Annotated in this window: 18 protein-coding genes and 1 pseudogene; 3 read left to right on the plus strand and 16 right to left on the minus strand. The window is 50.3% G+C overall.

Annotated elements, in window-relative coordinates; translation table 11 throughout:
- Both ydjO and cedA read right to left on the minus strand, forming a co-directional pair.
- Window positions 1–237: pseudogene (gene ydjO / locus OQV04_RS14410) on the minus strand (protein YdjO); the annotation flags it as partial.
- Window positions 238–525: 288 nt separating this feature from the next.
- Entirely contained in the window at window positions 526–789 is a 264-nt protein-coding gene (gene cedA, locus OQV04_RS14415; RefSeq protein ID WP_001241561.1) for a cell division activator CedA, read from the minus strand.
- 182 nt (window positions 790–971) lie between these two features.
- Here cedA and katE point away from each other — a divergent pair, with 182 nt between their 5' ends.
- The gene (gene katE, locus OQV04_RS14420; protein WP_032280983.1) at window positions 972–3,233 is read left to right on the plus strand and encodes a catalase HPII; all 2,262 of its coding nucleotides are present in this window, start codon (window positions 972–974) and stop codon (window positions 3,231–3,233) included.
- 46 nt (window positions 3,234–3,279) lie between these two features.
- On the opposite strand, the gene chbG is transcribed toward katE, so the two are convergent.
- The 7 genes from chbG to osmE all read right to left on the minus strand — a co-directional run bounded on the left by chbG (window position 3,280) and on the right by osmE (window position 9,159).
- A complete protein-coding gene (chbG, locus tag OQV04_RS14425) occupies window positions 3,280–4,038 on the minus strand; it encodes a chitin disaccharide deacetylase (protein ID WP_032280984.1) in 759 nt (252 codons plus the stop codon).
- 12 nt (window positions 4,039–4,050) lie between these two features.
- Window positions 4,051–5,403, minus strand: coding sequence for a 6-phospho-beta-glucosidase (gene celF, locus OQV04_RS14430; protein WP_088376190.1), 1,353 nt, complete (start codon window positions 5,401–5,403; stop codon window positions 4,051–4,053).
- Between the two features lie 103 nt (window positions 5,404–5,506).
- On the minus strand, window positions 5,507–6,349 hold the full coding sequence (chbR, locus tag OQV04_RS14435; RefSeq protein ID WP_000983653.1) for a transcriptional regulator ChbR: 843 nt from the start codon (window positions 6,347–6,349) through the stop codon (window positions 5,507–5,509).
- Between the two features lie 7 nt (window positions 6,350–6,356).
- The gene (gene chbA, locus OQV04_RS14440; RefSeq protein ID WP_000968919.1) at window positions 6,357–6,707 is read right to left on the minus strand and encodes a PTS N,N'-diacetylchitobiose transporter subunit IIA; all 351 of its coding nucleotides are present in this window, start codon (window positions 6,705–6,707) and stop codon (window positions 6,357–6,359) included.
- A gap of 50 nt (window positions 6,708–6,757) precedes the next feature.
- The gene (gene chbC / locus OQV04_RS14445) at window positions 6,758–8,116 is read right to left on the minus strand and encodes a PTS N,N'-diacetylchitobiose transporter subunit IIC (RefSeq protein ID WP_000073041.1); all 1,359 of its coding nucleotides are present in this window, start codon (window positions 8,114–8,116) and stop codon (window positions 6,758–6,760) included.
- Window positions 8,117–8,200: 84 nt separating this feature from the next.
- Entirely contained in the window at window positions 8,201–8,521 is a 321-nt protein-coding gene (chbB, locus tag OQV04_RS14450) for a PTS N,N'-diacetylchitobiose transporter subunit IIB (RefSeq protein ID WP_000412169.1), read from the minus strand.
- 299 nt (window positions 8,522–8,820) lie between these two features.
- On the minus strand, window positions 8,821–9,159 hold the full coding sequence (gene osmE, locus OQV04_RS14455; RefSeq protein ID WP_032280986.1) for an osmotically-inducible lipoprotein OsmE: 339 nt from the start codon (window positions 9,157–9,159) through the stop codon (window positions 8,821–8,823).
- Between the two features lie 201 nt (window positions 9,160–9,360).
- On the opposite strand from osmE, the gene nadE reads away from it, so the two are divergent.
- Both nadE and cho read left to right on the plus strand, forming a co-directional pair.
- Entirely contained in the window at window positions 9,361–10,188 is an 828-nt protein-coding gene (gene nadE, locus OQV04_RS14460) for an ammonia-dependent NAD(+) synthetase (protein ID WP_000175052.1), read from the plus strand.
- Window positions 10,189–10,417: 229 nt separating this feature from the next.
- Window positions 10,418–11,305 carry an excinuclease Cho gene (gene cho / locus OQV04_RS14465; RefSeq protein WP_000252379.1) on the plus strand — a complete coding sequence of 296 codons (888 nt, stop codon included), beginning with the start codon at window positions 10,418–10,420 and terminating at the stop codon, window positions 11,303–11,305.
- On the opposite strand, the gene ves is transcribed toward cho, so the two are convergent.
- From ves to astC, 7 genes are all read right to left on the minus strand, one after another.
- Entirely contained in the window at window positions 11,265–11,840 is a 576-nt protein-coding gene (gene ves / locus OQV04_RS14470) for an environmental stress-induced protein Ves (RefSeq protein WP_000455601.1), read from the minus strand. The two genes, cho and ves, sit on opposite strands and share 41 nt — an antisense overlap.
- A 202-nt stretch (window positions 11,841–12,042) precedes the next feature.
- Complete coding sequence (gene spy / locus OQV04_RS14475) at window positions 12,043–12,528, minus strand: ATP-independent periplasmic protein-refolding chaperone Spy (RefSeq protein WP_332642140.1); 486 nt, start codon at window positions 12,526–12,528, stop codon at window positions 12,043–12,045.
- 329 nt (window positions 12,529–12,857) lie between these two features.
- Window positions 12,858–13,826 carry a succinylglutamate desuccinylase gene (gene astE / locus OQV04_RS14480; protein WP_032280989.1) on the minus strand — a complete coding sequence of 323 codons (969 nt, stop codon included), beginning with the start codon at window positions 13,824–13,826 and terminating at the stop codon, window positions 12,858–12,860.
- Window positions 13,819–15,162 (minus strand): N-succinylarginine dihydrolase, encoded by a 1,344-nt coding sequence (gene astB, locus OQV04_RS14485; RefSeq protein WP_032280991.1) that lies wholly within the window; start codon window positions 15,160–15,162, stop codon window positions 13,819–13,821. Before astB ends, astE begins: the two co-directional genes overlap by 8 nt.
- Window positions 15,159–16,637 carry a succinylglutamate-semialdehyde dehydrogenase gene (astD, locus tag OQV04_RS14490; RefSeq protein ID WP_032280992.1) on the minus strand — a complete coding sequence of 493 codons (1,479 nt, stop codon included), beginning with the start codon at window positions 16,635–16,637 and terminating at the stop codon, window positions 15,159–15,161. Before astD ends, astB begins: the two co-directional genes overlap by 4 nt.
- Window positions 16,634–17,668 carry an arginine N-succinyltransferase gene (gene astA / locus OQV04_RS14495; RefSeq protein ID WP_000989419.1) on the minus strand — a complete coding sequence of 345 codons (1,035 nt, stop codon included), beginning with the start codon at window positions 17,666–17,668 and terminating at the stop codon, window positions 16,634–16,636. The genes astD and astA overlap by 4 nt, the downstream gene beginning before the upstream one ends.
- Window positions 17,665–18,885, minus strand: a complete 1,221-nt coding sequence (gene astC / locus OQV04_RS14500) for a succinylornithine/acetylornithine transaminase (protein ID WP_000082006.1) — start codon at window positions 18,883–18,885, stop codon at window positions 17,665–17,667. The genes astA and astC overlap by 4 nt, the downstream gene beginning before the upstream one ends.
- Window positions 18,886–18,947: the final 62 nt, after the last annotated feature.

The raw sequence follows: 18,947 nt of genomic DNA on the forward strand, positions 1-18,947 counted from the left end.
ATCAAAACTAAGTGCTGGCGCTCTTGGCTTTGAGGCATCATAGTTAATGTTAGACATATAGGCAATCATATAATTAAAGTTTGATTCTGCTATTTCATCGCAGTCACATTGACCCGTTGATATAAAGAAAGTGAGTGCTGTCATAGTAGACTGCAGCCTTTCTTTAAAAGAGTCGAAAGCCAGGCTTTTAATATTTAAATCACCATAATTACTCTGTATTAAGTTTGTAGAAAACATCTCCCGCCTCATATTGTTAACAAATTTATTATCTCATTTAAATCTAAGTCATTTACAATATAAGTTTAAGAGCGACGCCACAGGATGAACTATCAAAAATAGCTCATCATGATTAGCAAAACTTAACCATTTTAAAATAAATAAACAATTAAAGAAAAAAGATCACTTATTTATAGCAATAGATCGTCAAAGGCAGCTTTTTGTTACAGGTGGTTTGAATGAATGTAGCAATGAAATACAAAATTTCAGGCCATGTACCTCCCGGCAAAACCGGGAGGTACGTAATCCTTACTCAGTCACTTCCCCTTCCTGGCGGATCTGATTTGCCCAACGCTGGGCGGATTCAGGCACAGTAAACGCCGGTGAGCGCAGAAATGACTCTCCCATCAGTACAAACGCAACATATTTGCCACGCAGCATCCAGACATCACGAAACGAATCCATCTTTATCGCATGTTCTGGCGGCGCGGGTTCCGTGCGTGGGACATAGCTAATAATCTGGCGGTTTTGCTGGCGGAGCGGTTTCTTCATTACTGGCTTCACTAAACGCATATTAAAAATCAGAAAAACTGTAGTTTAGCCGATTTAGCCCCTGTACGTCCCGCTTTGCGTGTATTTCATAACACCGTTTCCAGAATAGTCTCCGAAGCGGGGTCTAGCTGGTGGTCTATAGTTAGAGAGTTTTTTGACCAAAACAGCGGCCCTTTCAGTAATAAATTAAGGAGACGAGTTCAATGTCGCAACAAAACGAAAAGAACCCACATCAGCACCAGTCACCACTACACGATTCCAGCGAAGCGAAACCGGGGATGGACTCACTGGCACCTGAGGACGGCTCTCATCGTCCAGCGGCTGAACCAACACCGCCAGGTGCACAACCTACCGCCCCAGGGAGCCTGAAAGCCCCTGATACGCGTAACGAAAAACTTAATTCTCTGGAAGACGTACGCAAAGGCAGTGAAAATTATGCGCTGACCACTAATCAGGGCGTGCGCATCGCCGACGATCAAAACTCACTGCGTGCCGGTAGCCGTGGTCCAACGCTGCTGGAAGATTTTATTCTGCGCGAGAAAATCACCCACTTTGACCATGAGCGCATCCCGGAACGTATTGTTCATGCACGTGGATCAGCCGCTCACGGTTATTTCCAGCCATATAAAAGCTTAAGCGATATCACCAAAGCGGATTTCCTCTCAGATCCGAACAAAATCACCCCAGTATTTGTTAGGTTCTCTACCGTTCAGGGTGGTGCTGGCTCTGCCGATACCGTGCGTGATATCCGTGGCTTTGCCACCAAATTCTATACCAAAGAGGGTATTTTTGACCTTGTTGGCAATAACACGCCAATCTTCTTTATCCAGGATGCGCATAAATTCCCCGATTTTGTTCATGCGGTAAAACCAGAACCACACTGGGCAATTCCACAAGGGCAAAGCGCCCACGATACTTTCTGGGATTATGTTTCTCTGCAACCTGAAACTCTGCACAACGTGATGTGGGCGATGTCGGATCGCGGCATCCCCCGCAGTTACCGCACCATGGAAGGCTTTGGTATTCATACCTTCCGCCTGATTAATGCCGAAGGGAAGGCAACGTTTGTACGTTTCCACTGGAAACCACTGGCAGGTAAAGCCTCACTCGTTTGGGATGAAGCACAAAAACTAACCGGACGTGACCCGGACTTCCACCGCCGCGAGTTGTGGGAAGCGATTGAAGCAGGCGATTTTCCGGAATACGAACTGGGCTTCCAGTTGATTCCTGAAGAAGATGAATTCAAGTTCGACTTCGATCTTCTCGATCCAACCAAACTTATCCCAGAAGAACTGGTGCCCGTTCAGCGTGTCGGCAAAATGGTGCTCAATCGCAACCCGGATAACTTCTTTGCTGAAAACGAACAGGCGGCTTTCCATCCTGGGCATATCGTGCCGGGACTGGACTTCACCAACGATCCGCTGTTGCAGGGACGTTTGTTCTCCTATACCGATACACAAATCAGTCGTCTTGGTGGGCCGAATTTCCATGAGATTCCGATTAACCGTCCGACCTGCCCTTACCACAACTTCCAGCGTGATGGCATGCATCGTATGGGGATCGACACTAACCCGGCGAATTACGAACCGAACTCGATCAACGATAACTGGCCGCGCGAAACACCGCCGGGACCGAAACGCGGCGGTTTTGAATCATATCAGGAACGCGTGGAAGGAAATAAAGTTCGCGAGCGCAGTCCATCTTTTGGCGAATATTATTCCCATCCGCGTCTGTTCTGGCTAAGTCAGACGCCATTCGAGCAGCGTCATATTGTCGATGGTTTCAGTTTTGAGTTAAGCAAAGTCGTTCGTCCGTATATTCGTGAGCGCGTTGTTGACCAGCTGGCGCATATTGATCTCACTCTGGCCCAGGCGGTGGCGAAAAATCTCGGTATCGAACTGACTGACGACCAGCTGAATATCACCCCACCTCCGGACGTCAACGGTCTGAAAAAGGATCCATCCTTAAGTTTGTACGCCATTCCTGACGGTGATGTGAAAGGTCGCGTGGTAGCGATTTTACTTAATGATGAGGTGAGATCGGCAGACCTTCTGGCCATTCTCAAGGCGCTGAAGGCCAAAGGCGTTCATGCAAAACTGCTCTACTCCCGAATGGGTGAAGTGACTGCGGATGACGGTACGGTGTTGCCTATAGCCGCTACCTTTGCCGGTGCGCCTTCGCTGACGGTCGATGCGGTCATTGTCCCTTGCGGCAATATCGCGGATATCGCTGACAATGGCGATGCCAACTACTACCTGATGGAAGCCTACAAACACCTTAAACCGATTGCGCTGGCGGGAGACGCGCGCAAGTTTAAAGCAACAATCAAGGTCGCTGACCAGGGTGAAGAAGGGATTGTGGAAGCTGACAGCGCCGACGGTAGTTTTATGGATGAACTGTTAACGCTGATGGCAGCACACCGCGTGTGGTCACGCATTCCTAAGATTGACAAAATTCCGGCGTAAATATGGATAAGGTCACGTCCCCTGGGGAGTGACCTTACCACCTTACTTACACATCAAGATAACTACCCAACCGATAACCACGCTCAGCAATTGCATATTTCAACGACGCTGATGTCAGCACTTCCAGCTCCGTTAACCGTGGGAAACAGTAAGCACTCTGGCGAATCGTATTATCGACAAACGCCGGATGGCACATGACTTCCAGCGAGCGTTCCCCGCGATGGCTGGAATCATCAAGCACTTGCAGGAACAGTGCCTCGCTAATCTCTTCACCATAAAACGCGCTACTGAATCCGTGCGAACTGCGCAGATTAGCCGGTAAATCACCAGCGTTAGATAGCGGCTGACGGTCGATGCGCAACGCAATCCCCTCTTCAGCCGCAAACCTGGCAACAATAGGGACAATCTGCGGGAACATATGCACATGATGATGGCTATCAAGATGCGTAGGTTTGCGTCCAAATAGCTCAATGAAACGCAAATACTGACTGGCAAGCTCCTGAGTAATTTCTTCCAGCGGTAAAGCATCTTCTTCTGCCAACTGCCAGATCCATTTTCCCAGCACACCATCGCGGGTTAACCCCGGCATAGCTGTCAGTGGCTTGCCCATAGTAAGGACAAAGTGCATCCCTATGGCCAGACTCGGTTCATCACGACTCAACTGCACCGCATGGTCAATAGCCTGCCCATTCACCAGCGCCGTCGTCGATGTGACAACCCCATTGCGACAGGCCTCGATAATGCCGTAGTTCTGACCTTTGCTTAAGCCAAAATCATCGGCATTAACAATCAGTAAGCGTTCCATAATCAGCCTCGGTTAATGTGCTTTTTTAAGCTCTGCGATGCAGTCGGCAAAATTTGGCAGCCATTTCTCGTGCGCCAGAATCATCTCGCGTGCCAGCAGCTCAGCATCGCGATCGGAATGCACCAACGGACTAAGGTTTAGCGCCAGTAACACATCGTTAAATTCTCCGCTAAGTGCGGCGTTGCTGGCAGCAATCTCGAAGCCTTTAATGGTGTGAATCAGCCCCATCACTTTATCATCGAAATGCGTAATGCGCGGATGTGGCGTCGCGCCATCGCGCCCCAGCTTACAGGTCATTTCTACCGCCCAGTCTGCCGGAATATTATCAATATGCCCATGATGCGGGATATTAACGTAATGTTCTGCTTGCTTGTCGTTGTAGATAGCGTTGATCACTTCGCACGCTGCATCAGAGTAATAAGCCCCACCGCGCTGTTCCAGTTCTTTCGGCTTAACTTTCAACTCCGGGTTTTTATACAGCTCAAAAAGTTGTTTCTCGACTTTCTGTACTACCTGCGCTCGTGCGCCGCCTTTGTAGTATTCGCCCATTTCAATAGCCAGCATCTCTTTTTGCTTGAAGTAATAAAGCAAATAAGAACACGGCAACAGATTCAGAGAACGAATTAAGCCTTCGCTAAATGGCAGATCGAAAATATTTTTAACGCCAGATGCTTTTAACTGCCCGGATGCCACACCATCAAGCAATTCGGCAAAGCGCGACTTGCCATTTACCAGCACATCCTTAATGAACACCATATGGTTGAGGCCGAAAAGATCGATAGATAAATCATCGCTGTCTTTCAGCATCAGAACATCGCGAATAAACATCTTCATGCCGATCGGAATATTACACACGCCGATAAAGCGTTTAAATCCGGTATGACGATAAACGGCTTCAGTGACCATTCCCGCCGGGTTAGTGAAGTTAATCACCCATGCATTCGGACAAAGTTCTTCGACATCTTTTACGATGTCAAAAATCACCGGAATGGTACGCAGACCTTTAAACAGACCGCCCGCGCCGTTGGTTTCCTGACCAAGATAACCATGACTTAATGGAATACGTTCATCCAGTTCGCGCGCCGGTAATTGGCCTACGCGCAGTTGGGTAGTAACGAAATCAGCATCTTTCAATGCTTCGCGGCGATCCAGCGTTTTATAAACCTTCATCGGGACGCCAGCGTTATCAATCATCCGTTGGCAGAGATCGAAAATAATATCCAGTTTAGCTTTGCCACCTTCGACATCCACCAGCCATAATTCGCTGACCGGCAATTCGTGATAACGCTTAATAAATCCTTCCAGTAACTCCGGGGTATAGCTGCTCCCGCCACCAATAGTGACGACTTTTAATTTCTGGCTCATAATTTCTCCCTTCAGTACAGAATACTGATATCTGGCATATCTGCCCCCCGGACATAAATAACCCAGCAACAGGACAGATATGTGAATTGTCAGGTATAACGACTTACTGATTAAATTCAGTCAATTTCTTACGATAGCTCTTAGGCGTAAAGGACGTTAATTTCTTAAACGTTTTAATAAACAAACTCGGGCTACTATAACCGGCCTCAAACGCAATATCCGTCACTGAATAGTTGGTCATTTCCAGTTGTTTTTTGGCAAAATTAATACGGATTTCATTAATAATCTGCATTGGCGTTTTGCCATAATATCGTTGAGTCGCTCGCGTCAAATATTCCTGTGATTTGGCTGACAACGTCACCATATTCTCCAGCGCCGATTCACTAAACTGCTCTTTATCATGCATCTTTTCTACCGTACTTTTCAGCCACTGCGGTACATCATCAATCACCTGTTCTTCGCGGTAATGACGTAAACGGTTAATGACATAAAAAGTAACCATCTCAACAAACTCTTCCAGCCCTGTTTCGCGGAAATTCAATGAAGAAATCACTGTTTCCACATAGGTGAGAAAAGCGTTATTGGTCCGGTATACCTGCGAAGCGACAAAGCAATAAGGCAACAACGGCAGGTAATGCTGCTCAAAAAAGCGTTTACTGATCCCAACGTTCAATATACGCGTGGCACCAAACTCATAAAAACTTTGATGGTGCGAACCTAACGGAATAAAAACAAAATCGCCCCGTTCCAGTAACACGCGCTTACCGTTAATCTCCTGGAAATAACGCCCGGTTAATACCAGAGTAAATTCATAATAGTCGTGCTGATGCAGTCCGCTGATACTCTCAGTTTTGTTATAGATAAACACATGGAAGTTTTTGCCATTAAACAACTGCTGTTCTCGGGCAGTGGCAATTTCCGGCGCGTTAATCACTGGCTGCATCATCGACTCCTTATGCCTTCAGTTTTTCATGAAGCTCAATTAATTCAGTAATCAGTTCACGCGCAAGCATGGACGTCATTAAATGATCCTGAGCGTGGACCAGCACCAGACTCACTTTCATCTTACCTTCGCCCGCATCGCCTTCAATCAGTTTCGTCTGTACCAGATGCGCTTCATTCAATGCCATCCGTGACTGATCCATCATGGCTTTTGCTGCGGCAAAATCGCCCTGCTTCGCCTGTTTCAGTGCCGCATACGCCAGGCTGCGCGCTTGTCCGGAGTTGATGATAAGCCCCATCACCACTTCTTCCAGCTCTTCAGCTTCCGTTTGCGTATCGGGAATATTATCGAGATCCATCATACATCGTTCCTCTCTATTCTTACCGGCACGATTACCCGTACCGGCATCGATTAAAATTTCAGGGCGTTAGCGATATCTTCTTCGCTCTCTTCTTTATCAATCGCGTTTTGTGCTTTGTTAGCCACCACAACAAAGGGCAGATAAATTAACGTTGCGATACCAAGGTTGAAGAGTGCAACCAGCAATGCGGCGACGCTACCGTTGGTGTTAAAGAAGGCTCCCAGACCGGTTGGCATGGTCCACGGTGCAATATTGGTCACCGGAGGAATAATGCCCATGTAGTACGCTGCCAGGGTGATTGCCGCCAGAATCGGTTGTACCAGTACAAACGGGATAAACATCACCGGGTTCATGATAATTGGCAGACCAAACAGAATCGGTTCGTTAATCTGGAAGATGCCGGACGGCAGCGCCAGTTTTGCCACCTGACGATAATCAGCACGGCGAGAGGCGATAAAGATAGCCAGGATCAGGCCTAAAGTCGCACCACTGCCCCCAAGGAAAATAAAGGAGTCCAGCATCGGCTTGGCCCAGATATGGAAGGTCTTACCGGCTGCCAGCGCCGCTTCGACGGAACCATATTGCTGATAGGTCGCGATATTTTCCAGCGCCCACGGCGTCATAATGCCGTTGTCCAGTGCGGTCAGCGCCAGCGCGCCATGAATACCGAAGAACCAGAGCAGTGGAACAAAGATCACATAGGCCCAGCCCACCACGCTACCCAACGATGCCAGTGGGGTTGAGATGGTATCCATAATGATCTGATGGAAGTTGGTGCCCCAGGTATTCAACGCCCAGGCAATAATCCCCATCACGGAAAGAATAATAAAGCCGGGAATTAATGCCGAGAAGGAACGCGATACTGAAGCAGGTACGCTGTCGGGCAGTTTAATGACCCAATTGCGGCGGACAATAAAGGTAAACATTTCTGCCACCACCAGGCCAATAATAATCCCGGAGATGATATTCGCCCCACCTAACCAGTTTGCGCCAACCGCATAGGCCTCACCGACACTATATGGGGTGACGGTCATAAATGCTGCAACGGATAACAACCCAGCCGCCAGCGCATCGACTTTACGCTCTTCTGCCAGCGCCATGCCAATAAAGAACGGTGCCATTAAAGACATTATCCCTAATGTTCCGTTATATACGTTGCCGCCAATACCTTTCAGACCATTAAGTGTTTCAATGGTTGAGGCGTCGAGGCGAATACCTAAGGAATAAAAAAACGACCCCTCCCCAAAGCTTAGAAAAACGTTGTTAATTAATACAAACATGGCCCCCGCAAGGGTTAACGGCATTAAGCGAATAAAGCCATTTTTGATTGCATTAACGTGTGGCTGCTTTCCTATTTTAACTGCAAAAGGGAGGAGTACCTTTTCAAGCGATGCAATAACATTACTCATAGAAAAATACCCTTAAAAACCGCAATTTAAATATTGCGGTATTGATTTATGAAATAACTCTTTGACGGGAAAATTTAAAATAAATTAATTTGCTGCGGCTTTTTTAATCGCTGCAACCGCAGCCTTAAGCACGCCTAAACCATCGACTTTGCCATAAAGCAGCGAGTCAATTACTTCAACCGGTTTGTTGGGTAACAAACGCTGGATTTCGGGCAACATATAAGCAATCTGCGGCCCTAATAACACGACATCGGCATTCTGACCTTTTTCACCAGCCAGTGTTTCCGGAAATGCTTCAATAATGACCGGAACTTCATATTTTTCTGCCTGTGCGCGCATTTTTGATACCAGTAAAGAGGTAGACATGCCCGCAGAACAAAACAGATAAATGTGTTTCTTTTCCATAAAACTGCCCTCATCGACGATTATCTGTCAGCCAGACACTCCGCAAGCCTTAACCTGCTTCCATGCTCTGGGTAACTTGCGAAACCAACATGACTTTTTTTGTGGCTGAAAGGAGTATACGGTATAGACCTGAGCAATAGTATTTCTTTGACCTTATAAATTGTCTCTCCTTGACCTGCGGTTATGACCCTCTTCACATTTCGGGCAAATAATTCGCGAAGATAATTAAGAACTCAGGCCAAAAAAAAACCGGCGCAATGGCCGGTTTCCGTTGTTACTCAAGCTTTCAGACGAAGTGATTACTTCGCAGCCTGTGGATCAGTGTCGTATTCAGCACAGGTCTGATAACCGGAGTTGATGACATGTCCGGTATCATCTAACGCGACAAAGTAGGTTTCTGCTTTACCATCACGTTGACCCAGGATGTAGGTCTGGCAAGTACCACGAGCATGGATCATGCTCACTTCAGACGAAGGTTTACCCGCAATTTGTGCAACCTGCGCCCGGCTCATGCCTTTTTTGACGTCTTTCACCACAGGCTGTACAAACTGGTCTTTGGTACGATCATAAGCCGTACAACCCGTCAGCATGGTTAATACCGCCGCTGCACTCAGAATTCCTGCCATATTCTTGTTCATATTCCGTCCTCTTGTTTATCAGCGTGTTAGATAAGCCTGGAATACATTGGGCGCTTTTTCAAGCCCATGAACGAAACGGCTCCGCTTTCAGAGGATTCCTGTATGACGTTTTAACCACCATTCAGCCCGCTGTCGCTTGTCGTTTCAGTGGCAACGGGTTAGCTTTAAGGAAGTTTTGTCTTTTCTGTCTGGAGGGGTTCAATGACATTGCAACAACAAATAATAAAGGCGCTGGGCGCAAAACCGCAGATTAATGCCGAAGAGGAAATTCGTCGTAGTGTCGATTTTCTGAAAAGCTACCTACGAACTTATCCGTTCATTAAATCACTGGTGCTCGGGATCAGCGGCGGTCAGGACTCCACGCTTGCCGGAAAGCTGTGCCAGATGGCGATTAATGAGCTGCGCCAGGAAACCGGCAACGAATCACTGCAATTTATTGCCGTACGCCTGCCCTATGGTGTTCAGGCCGACGAACAAGATTGCCAGGATGCCATTGCCTTTATTCAACCGGATCGCGTATTAACCGTTAATATCAAGGGCGCGGTATTGGCTAGCGAGCAGGCATTGCGGGAAGCAGGCATTGAACTGAGCGATTTTGTCCGTGGCAATGAAAAAGCGCGTGAGCGGATGAAAGCACAATATAGCATTGCGGGTATGACCAGCGGTGTCGTGGTGGGCACCGATCATGCAGCAGAAGCCATTACCGGATTCTTCACTAAATATGGTGACGGCGGTACGGACATTAATCCGCTGTATCGTCTCAACAAACGTCAGGGTAAACAGTTACTGGCGGCATTAGGTTGCCCGGAACACCTTTATAAGAAAGCGCCAACGGCCGATCTGGAAGATGATCGCCCTTCTCTGCCAGATGAAGTGGCACTCGGCGTGACCTATGACAATATCGACGACTATCTGGAAGGGAAAAACGTACCTCAACAGGTCGCCAGAACAATAGAGAACTGGTATCTGAAAACCGAACATAAACGCCGTCCGCCAATTACCGTTTTCGATGATTTCTGGAAAAAGTAATAATTTGCACATATTGGATTGTGCGAAAAAGAGTAATTTGTTCACGCCGGATGCGGCGTGAACGCCTTATTCGACCTACAAAACTATGCAAATTCAATACATTGCAGGAGTCGAATAGGCCTGACAGGCGTAGCACGTCAGACGGTGTAACCTTTGTCATCGACCCGCCTCTTTTTTAATCGCTTCCCGCCTGTTACACTGGATAGATAACCAGCATTCGGAGTCAACAGTGGTACGGCGTTTAACTTCTCCGCGGCTCGAATTTGAAGCTGCGGCAATTTATGAATATCCCGAACATTTACGTTCATTCCTTAATGACTTACCCACCCGACCAGGGGTGTATCTGTTTCATGGCGAAAGTGACACCATGCCGCTCTATATCGGCAAAAGCGTTAATATCCGCAGTCGGGTGCTTTCTCATTTACGCACCCCGGATGAAGCCGCCATGCTACGGCAATCCCGGCGAATTAGCTGGATCTGCACCGCAGGCGAAATCGGCGCTCTGCTCCTTGAAGCGCGATTAATCAAAGAACAACAGCCGCTGTTTAATAAACGGTTGCGCCGCAATCGCCAGCTCTGTGCCCTGCAATTAAATGAAAAGCGCGTCGATGTGGTGTATGCCAAAGAGGTGGATTTTTCACAAGCCCCCAACCTGTTTGGCCTGTTTGCCAATAGGCGCGCAGCTTTGCAAGCATTGCAGACCATCGCTGATGAACAAAAACTTTGTTATGGCCTGCTGGGACTGGAACCGTTAAGTCGCGGTCGTGCATGTTTTCGTTCAGCGCTAAAACGTTGCGCCGGAGCATGCTGCGGTAAAGAGAGCCATGAGGAACATGCGCTACGCTTGCGCCAGTCTCTGGAGCGTTTGCGGGTGGTGTGTTGGCCTTGGCAAGGGGCGGTGGCGCTGAAAGAACAGCACCCGGAAATGACTCAATATCATATTATTCAAAACTGGCTGTGGCTGGGGGCGGTTAATTCGCTGGAAGAAGCGACAACGTTAATTCGGACACCCGCCGGGTTTGATCACGACGGTTATAAAATTCTTTGTAAGCCGCTGCTTTCCGGTAACTATGAAATTACTGAACTTGATCCGGCGAATGACCAGCGAGCCAGTTGATTTCACTGAACAACAGTTTACCTTGCGGTTGTAAAAGCCGCAGGGTGTGCCTGCCATCGAACCAGCACGCGCCCTGGTCGGTAGTGAGCAGTTTGTCGCCCAGTTGCCACGCCCCGTTAATCACAAACACCACCCCGCCGCGTGAGCCAAAGGTAGTAAACGTACGTTCGGCAATTCTGACTTTCGCCTTACAGACATCCAGGCGCGTCATAATATTGAAATCCATCGACATCTGCCCTGCCGTCAGTTTCGCTTTTACCACCTGGTCCGCCGCAAAGGCAAAAGGCTGTAACGGTTTTAAGGTATGGTTAAAGCGGTCTGCGCTTTCAAGGAACATCTCGCCGCCTTCCAGCAACGTCACTATCCTTTCCATACCGGGAAACAAAGAAAACTCCCCATTCGCCGCGATGGATGCAATGCTGGCACGCCAGTAAAAATCACGTTTTGCCGGTGGGAAAGTGCAAATTTCGCGCGTTTCACCGGCAGCATTTCGCCACAGATTCACCGACATTTTACGCATATCAAAGTATTCCATACTCACTCCCGGCCCGTTCTTTTCATTGTTATCGTTCAGGTAACCGTGGATGGTTATCGGCAACTCGGGTGATTTACGTTAGTGGTGATCAGGCTTTTTTTACAACTGTTTGAGAAGAGAAAAGAAAACCGCCGATCCTGTCCACCGCATTACTGCAAGGTAGTGGACAAGACCGGCGGTCTTAAGTTTTTTGGCTGAAAGATTATTCAGCAGTTGCAGGCATTTTACCTTTTGCCGCTGGACGTTCTGTCAGACGCTTCTCAAAATTAGTATTAAATTGCTTTTTCTGTTCCGGCGTCAGGATGTTGTAAATTTTGTTCTGGGTTTCCATGTGCGCCAGCATGTTAGCTTTGCGCTGTTCTTCCATTTTTGCGATCTGCGCTTCAGCTTTTGCTTTATCGAAGGTATCGCTGGCAATGATGTCATGCATTGCGCGGCGTTCTTCCAGCGGCGGACGTTTCATCTGGTCACGCTGGCCTTTCATGATTTCGCGGATCTGCTGTTTTTGCGCGTCGGTCAGGTTCAGGTCTTTGAACATCATGTCCTGATGCGGACCGAACTTGCCTTTATGGTGCATCATCGGCTTCGCGTCAGCCGGTGCTGCGGTAGTGGTGTCTGCGGCATGGGCCAGGTTAGCCGCGCCAAGAGCCAGGGTAGAGGCAACAAACAGTGCAGTTAATTTACGCATATTCTATATCCTTCCTTTCAGTTATTTATTACGGCTTTCTTAAGTAGCGTGCCGTGTTGACGAGATTAACTTTACTGACTTTAGCGTCAATTAATCAGAGCAACGGTAAAACAATGAAAGTGTAAAAAACACTTTTGCGCCAATTATGGAGAAAAAAAGAAAATTTGATGGAGAGTGATGAGCGAATATTACAACACGATGATTTTGCAGAGATTATGAAGAACTATACCGGATGACTGGTGATAAATAAAGCAAATAACCAGGATTAATCTGTATTAATTTATAAGAAAGCAACTTAATACCCGCAGAATGATTTCTGCGGGTAAGTATTAGCTTATTTTTTCGAGCATTAATCCCGCGCGTAATCCCAACGCTACCAACGGATTAGGGAATAACACATACTCTACATCATGGGTTACGGTAAAACGTTCCTCTCCGTCCTGCGCCAGCAATGTTCCTTTCTCAAACGGCATAAAATTCAGCGTGTCACTTGCCATATGCATTTCGAAGGACGGCGAGTGGCGAGTAATTTGCGAAACCACCCGATAACGGAGCGGCGGTGTTCTCACGATACCGATACTCTCACCAGATAGCAGCGCAGCAATTGCGCTGGCAGTTACTGCAAACTGGCGAAGATCGTTTTGCCCAAAGGGCAACGCTTTGCCAAGTTCCAGCGTACAGGCCAGCGCGCCAAAATGTCTGGCGCTGAAATGGGTAAACGTACCACCAGGCTCCTGATGGAACACCAGCGCCTCCAGCCCCGCCGCACCCAGCCACGTCAGAAATTTCTCGTCCCAGGGAATGTCGCGTTGCGGTAATACACCGAACTGCGGATGCAAGGAGCCACGAATTGCGGTATGTAGATCAAGGTGCCAGCGCACAGATTCTTTGCCCTGGTCATAAAAATCTTCCAGGCACTGTTCCAGTTCGCGCGCCCGACAGGTTTCTCCGCTTTCAGCAAATAGCTGCCAACGACCGCCAAACATTCGGTTCATATCGCTATGGCAATAACGTTTCCCTTGCTTCAGCGCAGGAGGATTCCCGAGGATCACCAGCAACCGCCAACGTAACGGGATCTCGCCGTGAGATATCGCGCCAAGCAACGCGTCCAGCATCTCCACAGGTGCCGTCTCATTACCGTGTATTCCCGCTGAAATCACCAGTGCGCCTTGCGGTGGCGTTAATGGCGTCAGTTCCAGCACACCATCGCCCAGCCAGCGCCAGCGAACACCGTTGATTTCTCGCTCGGTGATAACCGGTTTTTTACTCGTTAAGGTCAGAGCAAGAAAATTATCCATTGCCCCCTCCCTCGCGCTGGAACGGATAAACCGAACCGAGATTCAGTAATTGGCTCAATACATCCAGTGCTTCCCGCCCTTCGCGCAGCAATTGCGGGTCGGCCAGATCGGCAGCAGTAAGACGATCGCGGTAGTAACGATCCACCCAGTCATTGAGCGCATTAAACAAGGTATCGTTCATCATCACCGCCGGATTCACCGCCCGGCGTTCTTCTTCTGTCAATACCACCCGCAACCGCAGGCACGCCGGGCCGCCGCCATTCGCCATGCTTTCACGTAAATCAAAGACTTTTAGTTCGCTAATCGGGTTGTCAGCGGCAAGGAGTTCATTGAGATAACCCCATACTCCGGCGTGTTCCCGACACTCCTGAGGCAGCACCAACATCATGGAACCATCATCGCGGCTCAGCAGTTGGCTGTTGAACAGATATGTAGACACCGCATCCGACACGGAAACCTGCGCCGTGGGCACCTCTATTGCCATAAAGCTATTGACCCGAGCACGCAGGTTTGCCAGTAACTGTGACTGGCGAGCGAACGCCTGTTGGTGGCAAAACAGCACCTGGCGGTTACTCACAGCAATCACGTCATTATGAAAAACGCCCTGGTCGATAACGTCCGGGTTTTGCTGGGCGAAAATCACCTGTTGGGGATTCACCTGATTCAGCCTTGCCACCGCCTCGCTGGCTTCGCGAGTCTGCCGCGCCGGATAGCGGGAAGGCCGGGTATCATTGCCTTCTTCTCGCCCGTAGACAAAAAGTTGCATACCCGGTTCACCGTAATGACCGCCGAGACGATTGTGGTTTGCCGCCCCCTCATCACCGAGCAAGGCTACCTGCGGCAACGCCGAATGGACACTAAATTTCTCTTCGTCGTTAAAAATCGCTTTTAACAGCGATTCAGTGACGGGCGCTTCCAGCGAACGGTGAAATTTATTGTTCAGGTTAGCAACGGTGAGATGCACTTTGCCATCCAGCGTATCGGCAGATGGCGCGATCGTTGCCGCATTGGCTACCCACATTGGCGAAGCGGAGCTGACGCTGGAAAGCCAGTGCGGTGCCTGGCGTGCAACTTTTTCCAGTACCTGCTCATCGCTACCACTGAATCCCAACTGACGCAGCACCGGAATAAACGGACGCTCGTGCGGCGGGATCACGGCCTGGGGGAATCCCGCATCGGCAAGGGTTTTCATTTTCAGTAAGCCCTGTTTCGCCGCCAGTCGCGGGTTAGAGACCTGAAAACGGTGACGGGTAGAGGCTTTATTACCAAACGACAAGCCCGCGTAATGATGCGTCAGCCCTACCAGCCCGTCGAAATTAACTTCCCAGGCGTTCATCGCACCACCTCATCGGAAAAATCCAGCCCGGGGTTAAGCGTTGCGGGCAAAGTTAACGAGTCCGACTCCAGGCTCGCCATCGGCCAGGCGCAGTAATCTGCGGCATACCAGGCGCTGGGGCGATGGTTACCGGAAGCGCCAATGCCGCCGAATGGCGCGGTACTGGCAGCGCCGGTAAGCGGTTTGTTCCAGTTAACAATCCCCGCCCGCGCCTCCAGCAACAGTTGATCGAATTTTTCCCGCTCGGGGGAAACCAGACCGCAAGAGAGGCCAAAGCGGGTGTTGTTCGCCATCCTGATCGCCTCATCGAAGGTGTCGTAACGCCAGACGCGCAATAGCGGCCCGAACACTTCTTCATCCGGCACGCCTGCAACACCCGTCATTTCAATAATCCCCGGCGTCAACAGCGATGTTCCTGCGCGCAGTAAACGTGGCGCAAGCAGCGTCCGTCCGCCCATCGCTTCCAGTTCCTGCCAGGCGGTAACCACCTGCTGTGCGGCCTGCTCAGAAATCAGCCCGCCAATAAACGGCTGCGGTTCGTCGTCCCAGTTGCCCGGCGTTAACCTTTGGCTGACGGCAACCAGGCGGGCAAGAAATGCATCGCCCTGCGCTCCACTTTTCAACAATAAACGGCGGGCGCAGGTGCAGCGTTGCCCGGCAGTGACAAATGCCGACTGAATGGTCAGATGGACAGCGGCATCGATATCCGCCGCCTCATCGATAATTAGCGGGTTATTACCGCCCATCTCAAGGGCGAGAATTTTCTCCGGCTGACCGGAGAGCTGGCGATGCAGCTGGTAGCCGGTATTGGCGCTACCGGTAAACAGCAAACCGTCGAGATCCTCCAGCGCACTCAGCGCCTGACCCGTTTCACGCCCGCCCTGCACCAGGTTCAGCACGCCCGGCGGCAAGCCAGCCTGCTGCCATAAACGCATTACCGCTTCGCCACTCCACGGTGTCAGTTCGCTGGATTTAAAGATAATGGTGTTACCTGCCAGCAATGCCGGAACGATATGTCCGTTCGGCAAATGACCAGGGAAATTATACGGCCCAAACACCGCCAGCACGCCGTGCGGGCGATGTCGCAGGCTCGCCGCGCCGTCCGGCATTTCACTACGCTGCTCGCCGGTACGAACGTGATACGCCTTAATTGAAATCGCGATTTTATTGATCATCGCCGTCACTTCGGTTGCCGCTTCCCAGCGCGGCTTGCCGGTTTCTCGGGCAATGATTGCGGTTAATTCGGCTTTATTGCTTTCCAGCAATCCGGCAAAGCGTTCGACAACTGCCTGACGTTCAGCAAATGAGAGCCGCGCCCAGCGCGGAAACGCCGCACGGGCTGCGCGACAAGCCTGCCCGACCTGAACGGCATCGGCATCATTGCCTTGCCATAACACCTCGCCCGATACCGGATTACGCTTCACACGCGATGCACCCTGGCCCGTTATCCAGTCACCGTTAATCCATAAAGTCATGCTGTTTTCTCCTCTGCGCACAGGCGCACCAGACGAACGCGATCCCCGGCGTGGCATTTCAGGGCATCCAGTTGTGCGGCGGTTAATATCAAACGCTCGGTTGCCGGATCGGTACGCACCAGCACCACGCGGAAATGGTGATAATTTTCATTGGCGACCAGGCAGGCCGGAAAATCGCCCTGCGCAGGCTGCCCTTCTGCCACTTCCACCAGCCGACTTTTACGGATGGCGCGCACGCGGTCGATGTCACACTCAAGCGTCGGCCCACCGTCGAAGATGTCGATATAATTACGGTAGCGAAAACCTTCTTTCTCCAGCACCGCGCGGGCAGGCGCGGTTTGCGGATGTACCTGACCGATGACGTCCTGGGCTTCCTGGGATAAAAAGTGCGTATAGATCGGATGTTTCGGCATCAGTTCTGCAATAAATGCCTTTTGCCCGGTGCCGCAGAGAAAATCGGCGCGGCTAAAATCCATCGAAAAGAAGCGTTTACCGAGGCTTTGCCAGAACGGTGAATAGCCGTGTTCGTCAATCACCCCGCGCATTTCAGCAACCACTTTGTCATTAAACTTGTCGCGAAAAGCCGCCATAAACATAAAGCGCGATTTCGACAGCAAATAGCCGTTGCCCTCTTTGCGCCAGTCCGGGTCGAGAAACAGCGTGCACAGCTCGCTGCTGCCGGTGTGATCGTTACTGAGAAACAGCGTCGGCAGCGCGTTATAGACATTCAGCTCTTTCGAAGCGTGAACCAGCGTGCCGACGCGATAGTTGTACCAGGGATCGTTCAGCCCAACTGCCACCTCAATGGCACAAATCCCCGCCACGGTGCCTGTCTCGCTATCTTCCAGCACGAACACATAGCCCTGCTCACTTTTGGGCAGTTCGCCTTGCCAGGTTTTGATTGCCCTTTCGATACGCGCCGAAAGCGTGGCTTCATTGGCGGGAAGCGACGTCAGGCCGCCGCCCGTTTTGCTGGCAAGCTGCATCAGCGCCGAGACATCTGAGCGTTCAACGGGACGGATGACCATCATGATGAACCTCCGCTCACAAAGCGTTCACAGGCCGCAGCAAAGCGATCCAGTCCGGTCGTCACCTCTTCTTCGCTGACATTGAGCGCAGGCGCAAAACGCACCACATTACCGCCAGCAATCAGCACCATCACGCCCGCTTTCGCCGCCTCCTGAGAGATCTGTTTCGCTTGTCCGGCGTAATCGGCATTCAGTACACAGCCAATCAGCAAACCTAAGCCGCGAACTTCACTGAACAAACCATAGCGGTGATTAATAATATTAAGACGCTCAACAAACCAGTCGTGACGTTGCTTAACCCCGTTAAGCATCTCTGGCGTATTGATGAGCTCCAGCACTTTGCCTGCCACCGCCGAGGCCAGCGGATTGCCGCCATAGGTGGTGCCATGAGTGCCAACGGTCATCACGCTGGCGCACTCTTCGGTTGCTAACAACGCACCGACCGGGAAACCGCCGCCCAGCGCTTTGGCGGTAGTTAACAGATCAGGCGTCACGCCGTAGTGCATATAGGCATACAGTTCCCCGGTGCGCCCGACGCCGGTTTGTACTTCATCAAAAATCAACAGCGCATTGTGGCGATCACACAATTCACGCAGACCTTGTAAAAATGCGTTGCTGGCTGGCACCACACCGCCTTCCCCCTGGATGGGTTCGACAATCACCGCACAGGTAGAGTCGTCAATCAGCGCGCTGGCAGAGTTAATATCGTTATATGCAGCATGACGGATATCTGGTGGCAGTGGCGCAAAATCCTGTGAATAGGCTGGCTGCCCACCCGCACTAACAGTAAACAGCGTGCGACCATGAAACGCATTTTTAAACGCCACGATACCGCTCTTATGGCTGCCGTAGCGGTCGTGAGCGAATTTACGCGCCAGTTTTAGCGCCGCTTCGTTGGCTTCCGCACCGGAGTTACAAAAGAAAACGCGATCGGCAAACGTGGCGTCGATCAATTTTTTCGCCAGTCGCAGTACCGGCTCGTTGGTGTAACCGTTGCCGGTATGCCAGAACTTACTCGCCTGTTCGTTCAGCGCCTCACGCAGTTCCGGATGCGCATGGCCCAGCGCGTTCACCGCAATACCACCCGCGAAGTCGATATACTCTTTCCCCTGCTGATCCCACAAGCGCGAACCTTCGCCACGTACCGGTATAAACGGTGCCGGAGCGTAAACAGGTATCATCCATTCATCAAAGTTTTCACGCGTAATTGGCTGAGACATAGCGACCTCTACAGTAAATAATTCGTTATTTATATGTTAATAATAAGTAATGTTTGCGCTGT

Origin of the sequence: Escherichia sp. Lx600-2, from assembly GCF_036662595.1 — a bacterium.
Taxonomy (GTDB): domain Bacteria; phylum Pseudomonadota; class Gammaproteobacteria; order Enterobacterales; family Enterobacteriaceae; genus Escherichia; species Escherichia coli.

Excerpts from the sequence above, each read along its gene's own strand:
- astD (WP_032280992.1), bottom strand. The coding sequence starts at position 16,637 with ATGACTTTATGGATTAACGGTGACTGGATAACGGGCCAGGGTGCATCG.
- astC (WP_000082006.1), bottom strand. The coding sequence starts at position 18,885 with ATGTCTCAGCCAATTACGCGTGAAAACTTTGATGAATGGATGATACCT.
- chbG (WP_032280984.1), bottom strand. The coding sequence starts at position 4,038 with ATGGAACGCTTACTGATTGTTAATGCCGATGATTTTGGCTTAAGCAAA.
- celF (WP_088376190.1), bottom strand. The coding sequence starts at position 5,403 with ATGAGCCAGAAATTAAAAGTCGTCACTATTGGTGGCGGGAGCAGCTAT.
- ves (WP_000455601.1), bottom strand. The coding sequence starts at position 11,840 with ATGGAATACTTTGATATGCGTAAAATGTCGGTGAATCTGTGGCGAAAT.
- chbB (WP_000412169.1), bottom strand. The coding sequence starts at position 8,521 with ATGGAAAAGAAACACATTTATCTGTTTTGTTCTGCGGGCATGTCTACC.
- nadE (WP_000175052.1), top strand. The coding sequence starts at position 9,361 with ATGACATTGCAACAACAAATAATAAAGGCGCTGGGCGCAAAACCGCAG.
- osmE (WP_032280986.1), bottom strand. The coding sequence starts at position 9,159 with ATGAACAAGAATATGGCAGGAATTCTGAGTGCAGCGGCGGTATTAACC.
- cedA (WP_001241561.1), bottom strand. The coding sequence starts at position 789 with ATGCGTTTAGTGAAGCCAGTAATGAAGAAACCGCTCCGCCAGCAAAAC.
- astE (WP_032280989.1), bottom strand. The coding sequence starts at position 13,826 with ATGGATAATTTTCTTGCTCTGACCTTAACGAGTAAAAAACCGGTTATC.
- chbR (WP_000983653.1), bottom strand. The coding sequence starts at position 6,349 with ATGATGCAGCCAGTGATTAACGCGCCGGAAATTGCCACTGCCCGAGAA.
- astA (WP_000989419.1), bottom strand. The coding sequence starts at position 17,668 with ATGATGGTCATCCGTCCCGTTGAACGCTCAGATGTCTCGGCGCTGATG.
- chbC (WP_000073041.1), bottom strand. The coding sequence starts at position 8,116 with ATGAGTAATGTTATTGCATCGCTTGAAAAGGTACTCCTCCCTTTTGCA.
- spy (WP_332642140.1), bottom strand. The coding sequence starts at position 12,528 with ATGCGTAAATTAACTGCACTGTTTGTTGCCTCTACCCTGGCTCTTGGC.
- astB (WP_032280991.1), bottom strand. The coding sequence starts at position 15,162 with ATGAACGCCTGGGAAGTTAATTTCGACGGGCTGGTAGGGCTGACGCAT.
- katE (WP_032280983.1), top strand. The coding sequence starts at position 972 with ATGTCGCAACAAAACGAAAAGAACCCACATCAGCACCAGTCACCACTA.
- chbA (WP_000968919.1), bottom strand. The coding sequence starts at position 6,707 with ATGATGGATCTCGATAATATTCCCGATACGCAAACGGAAGCTGAAGAG.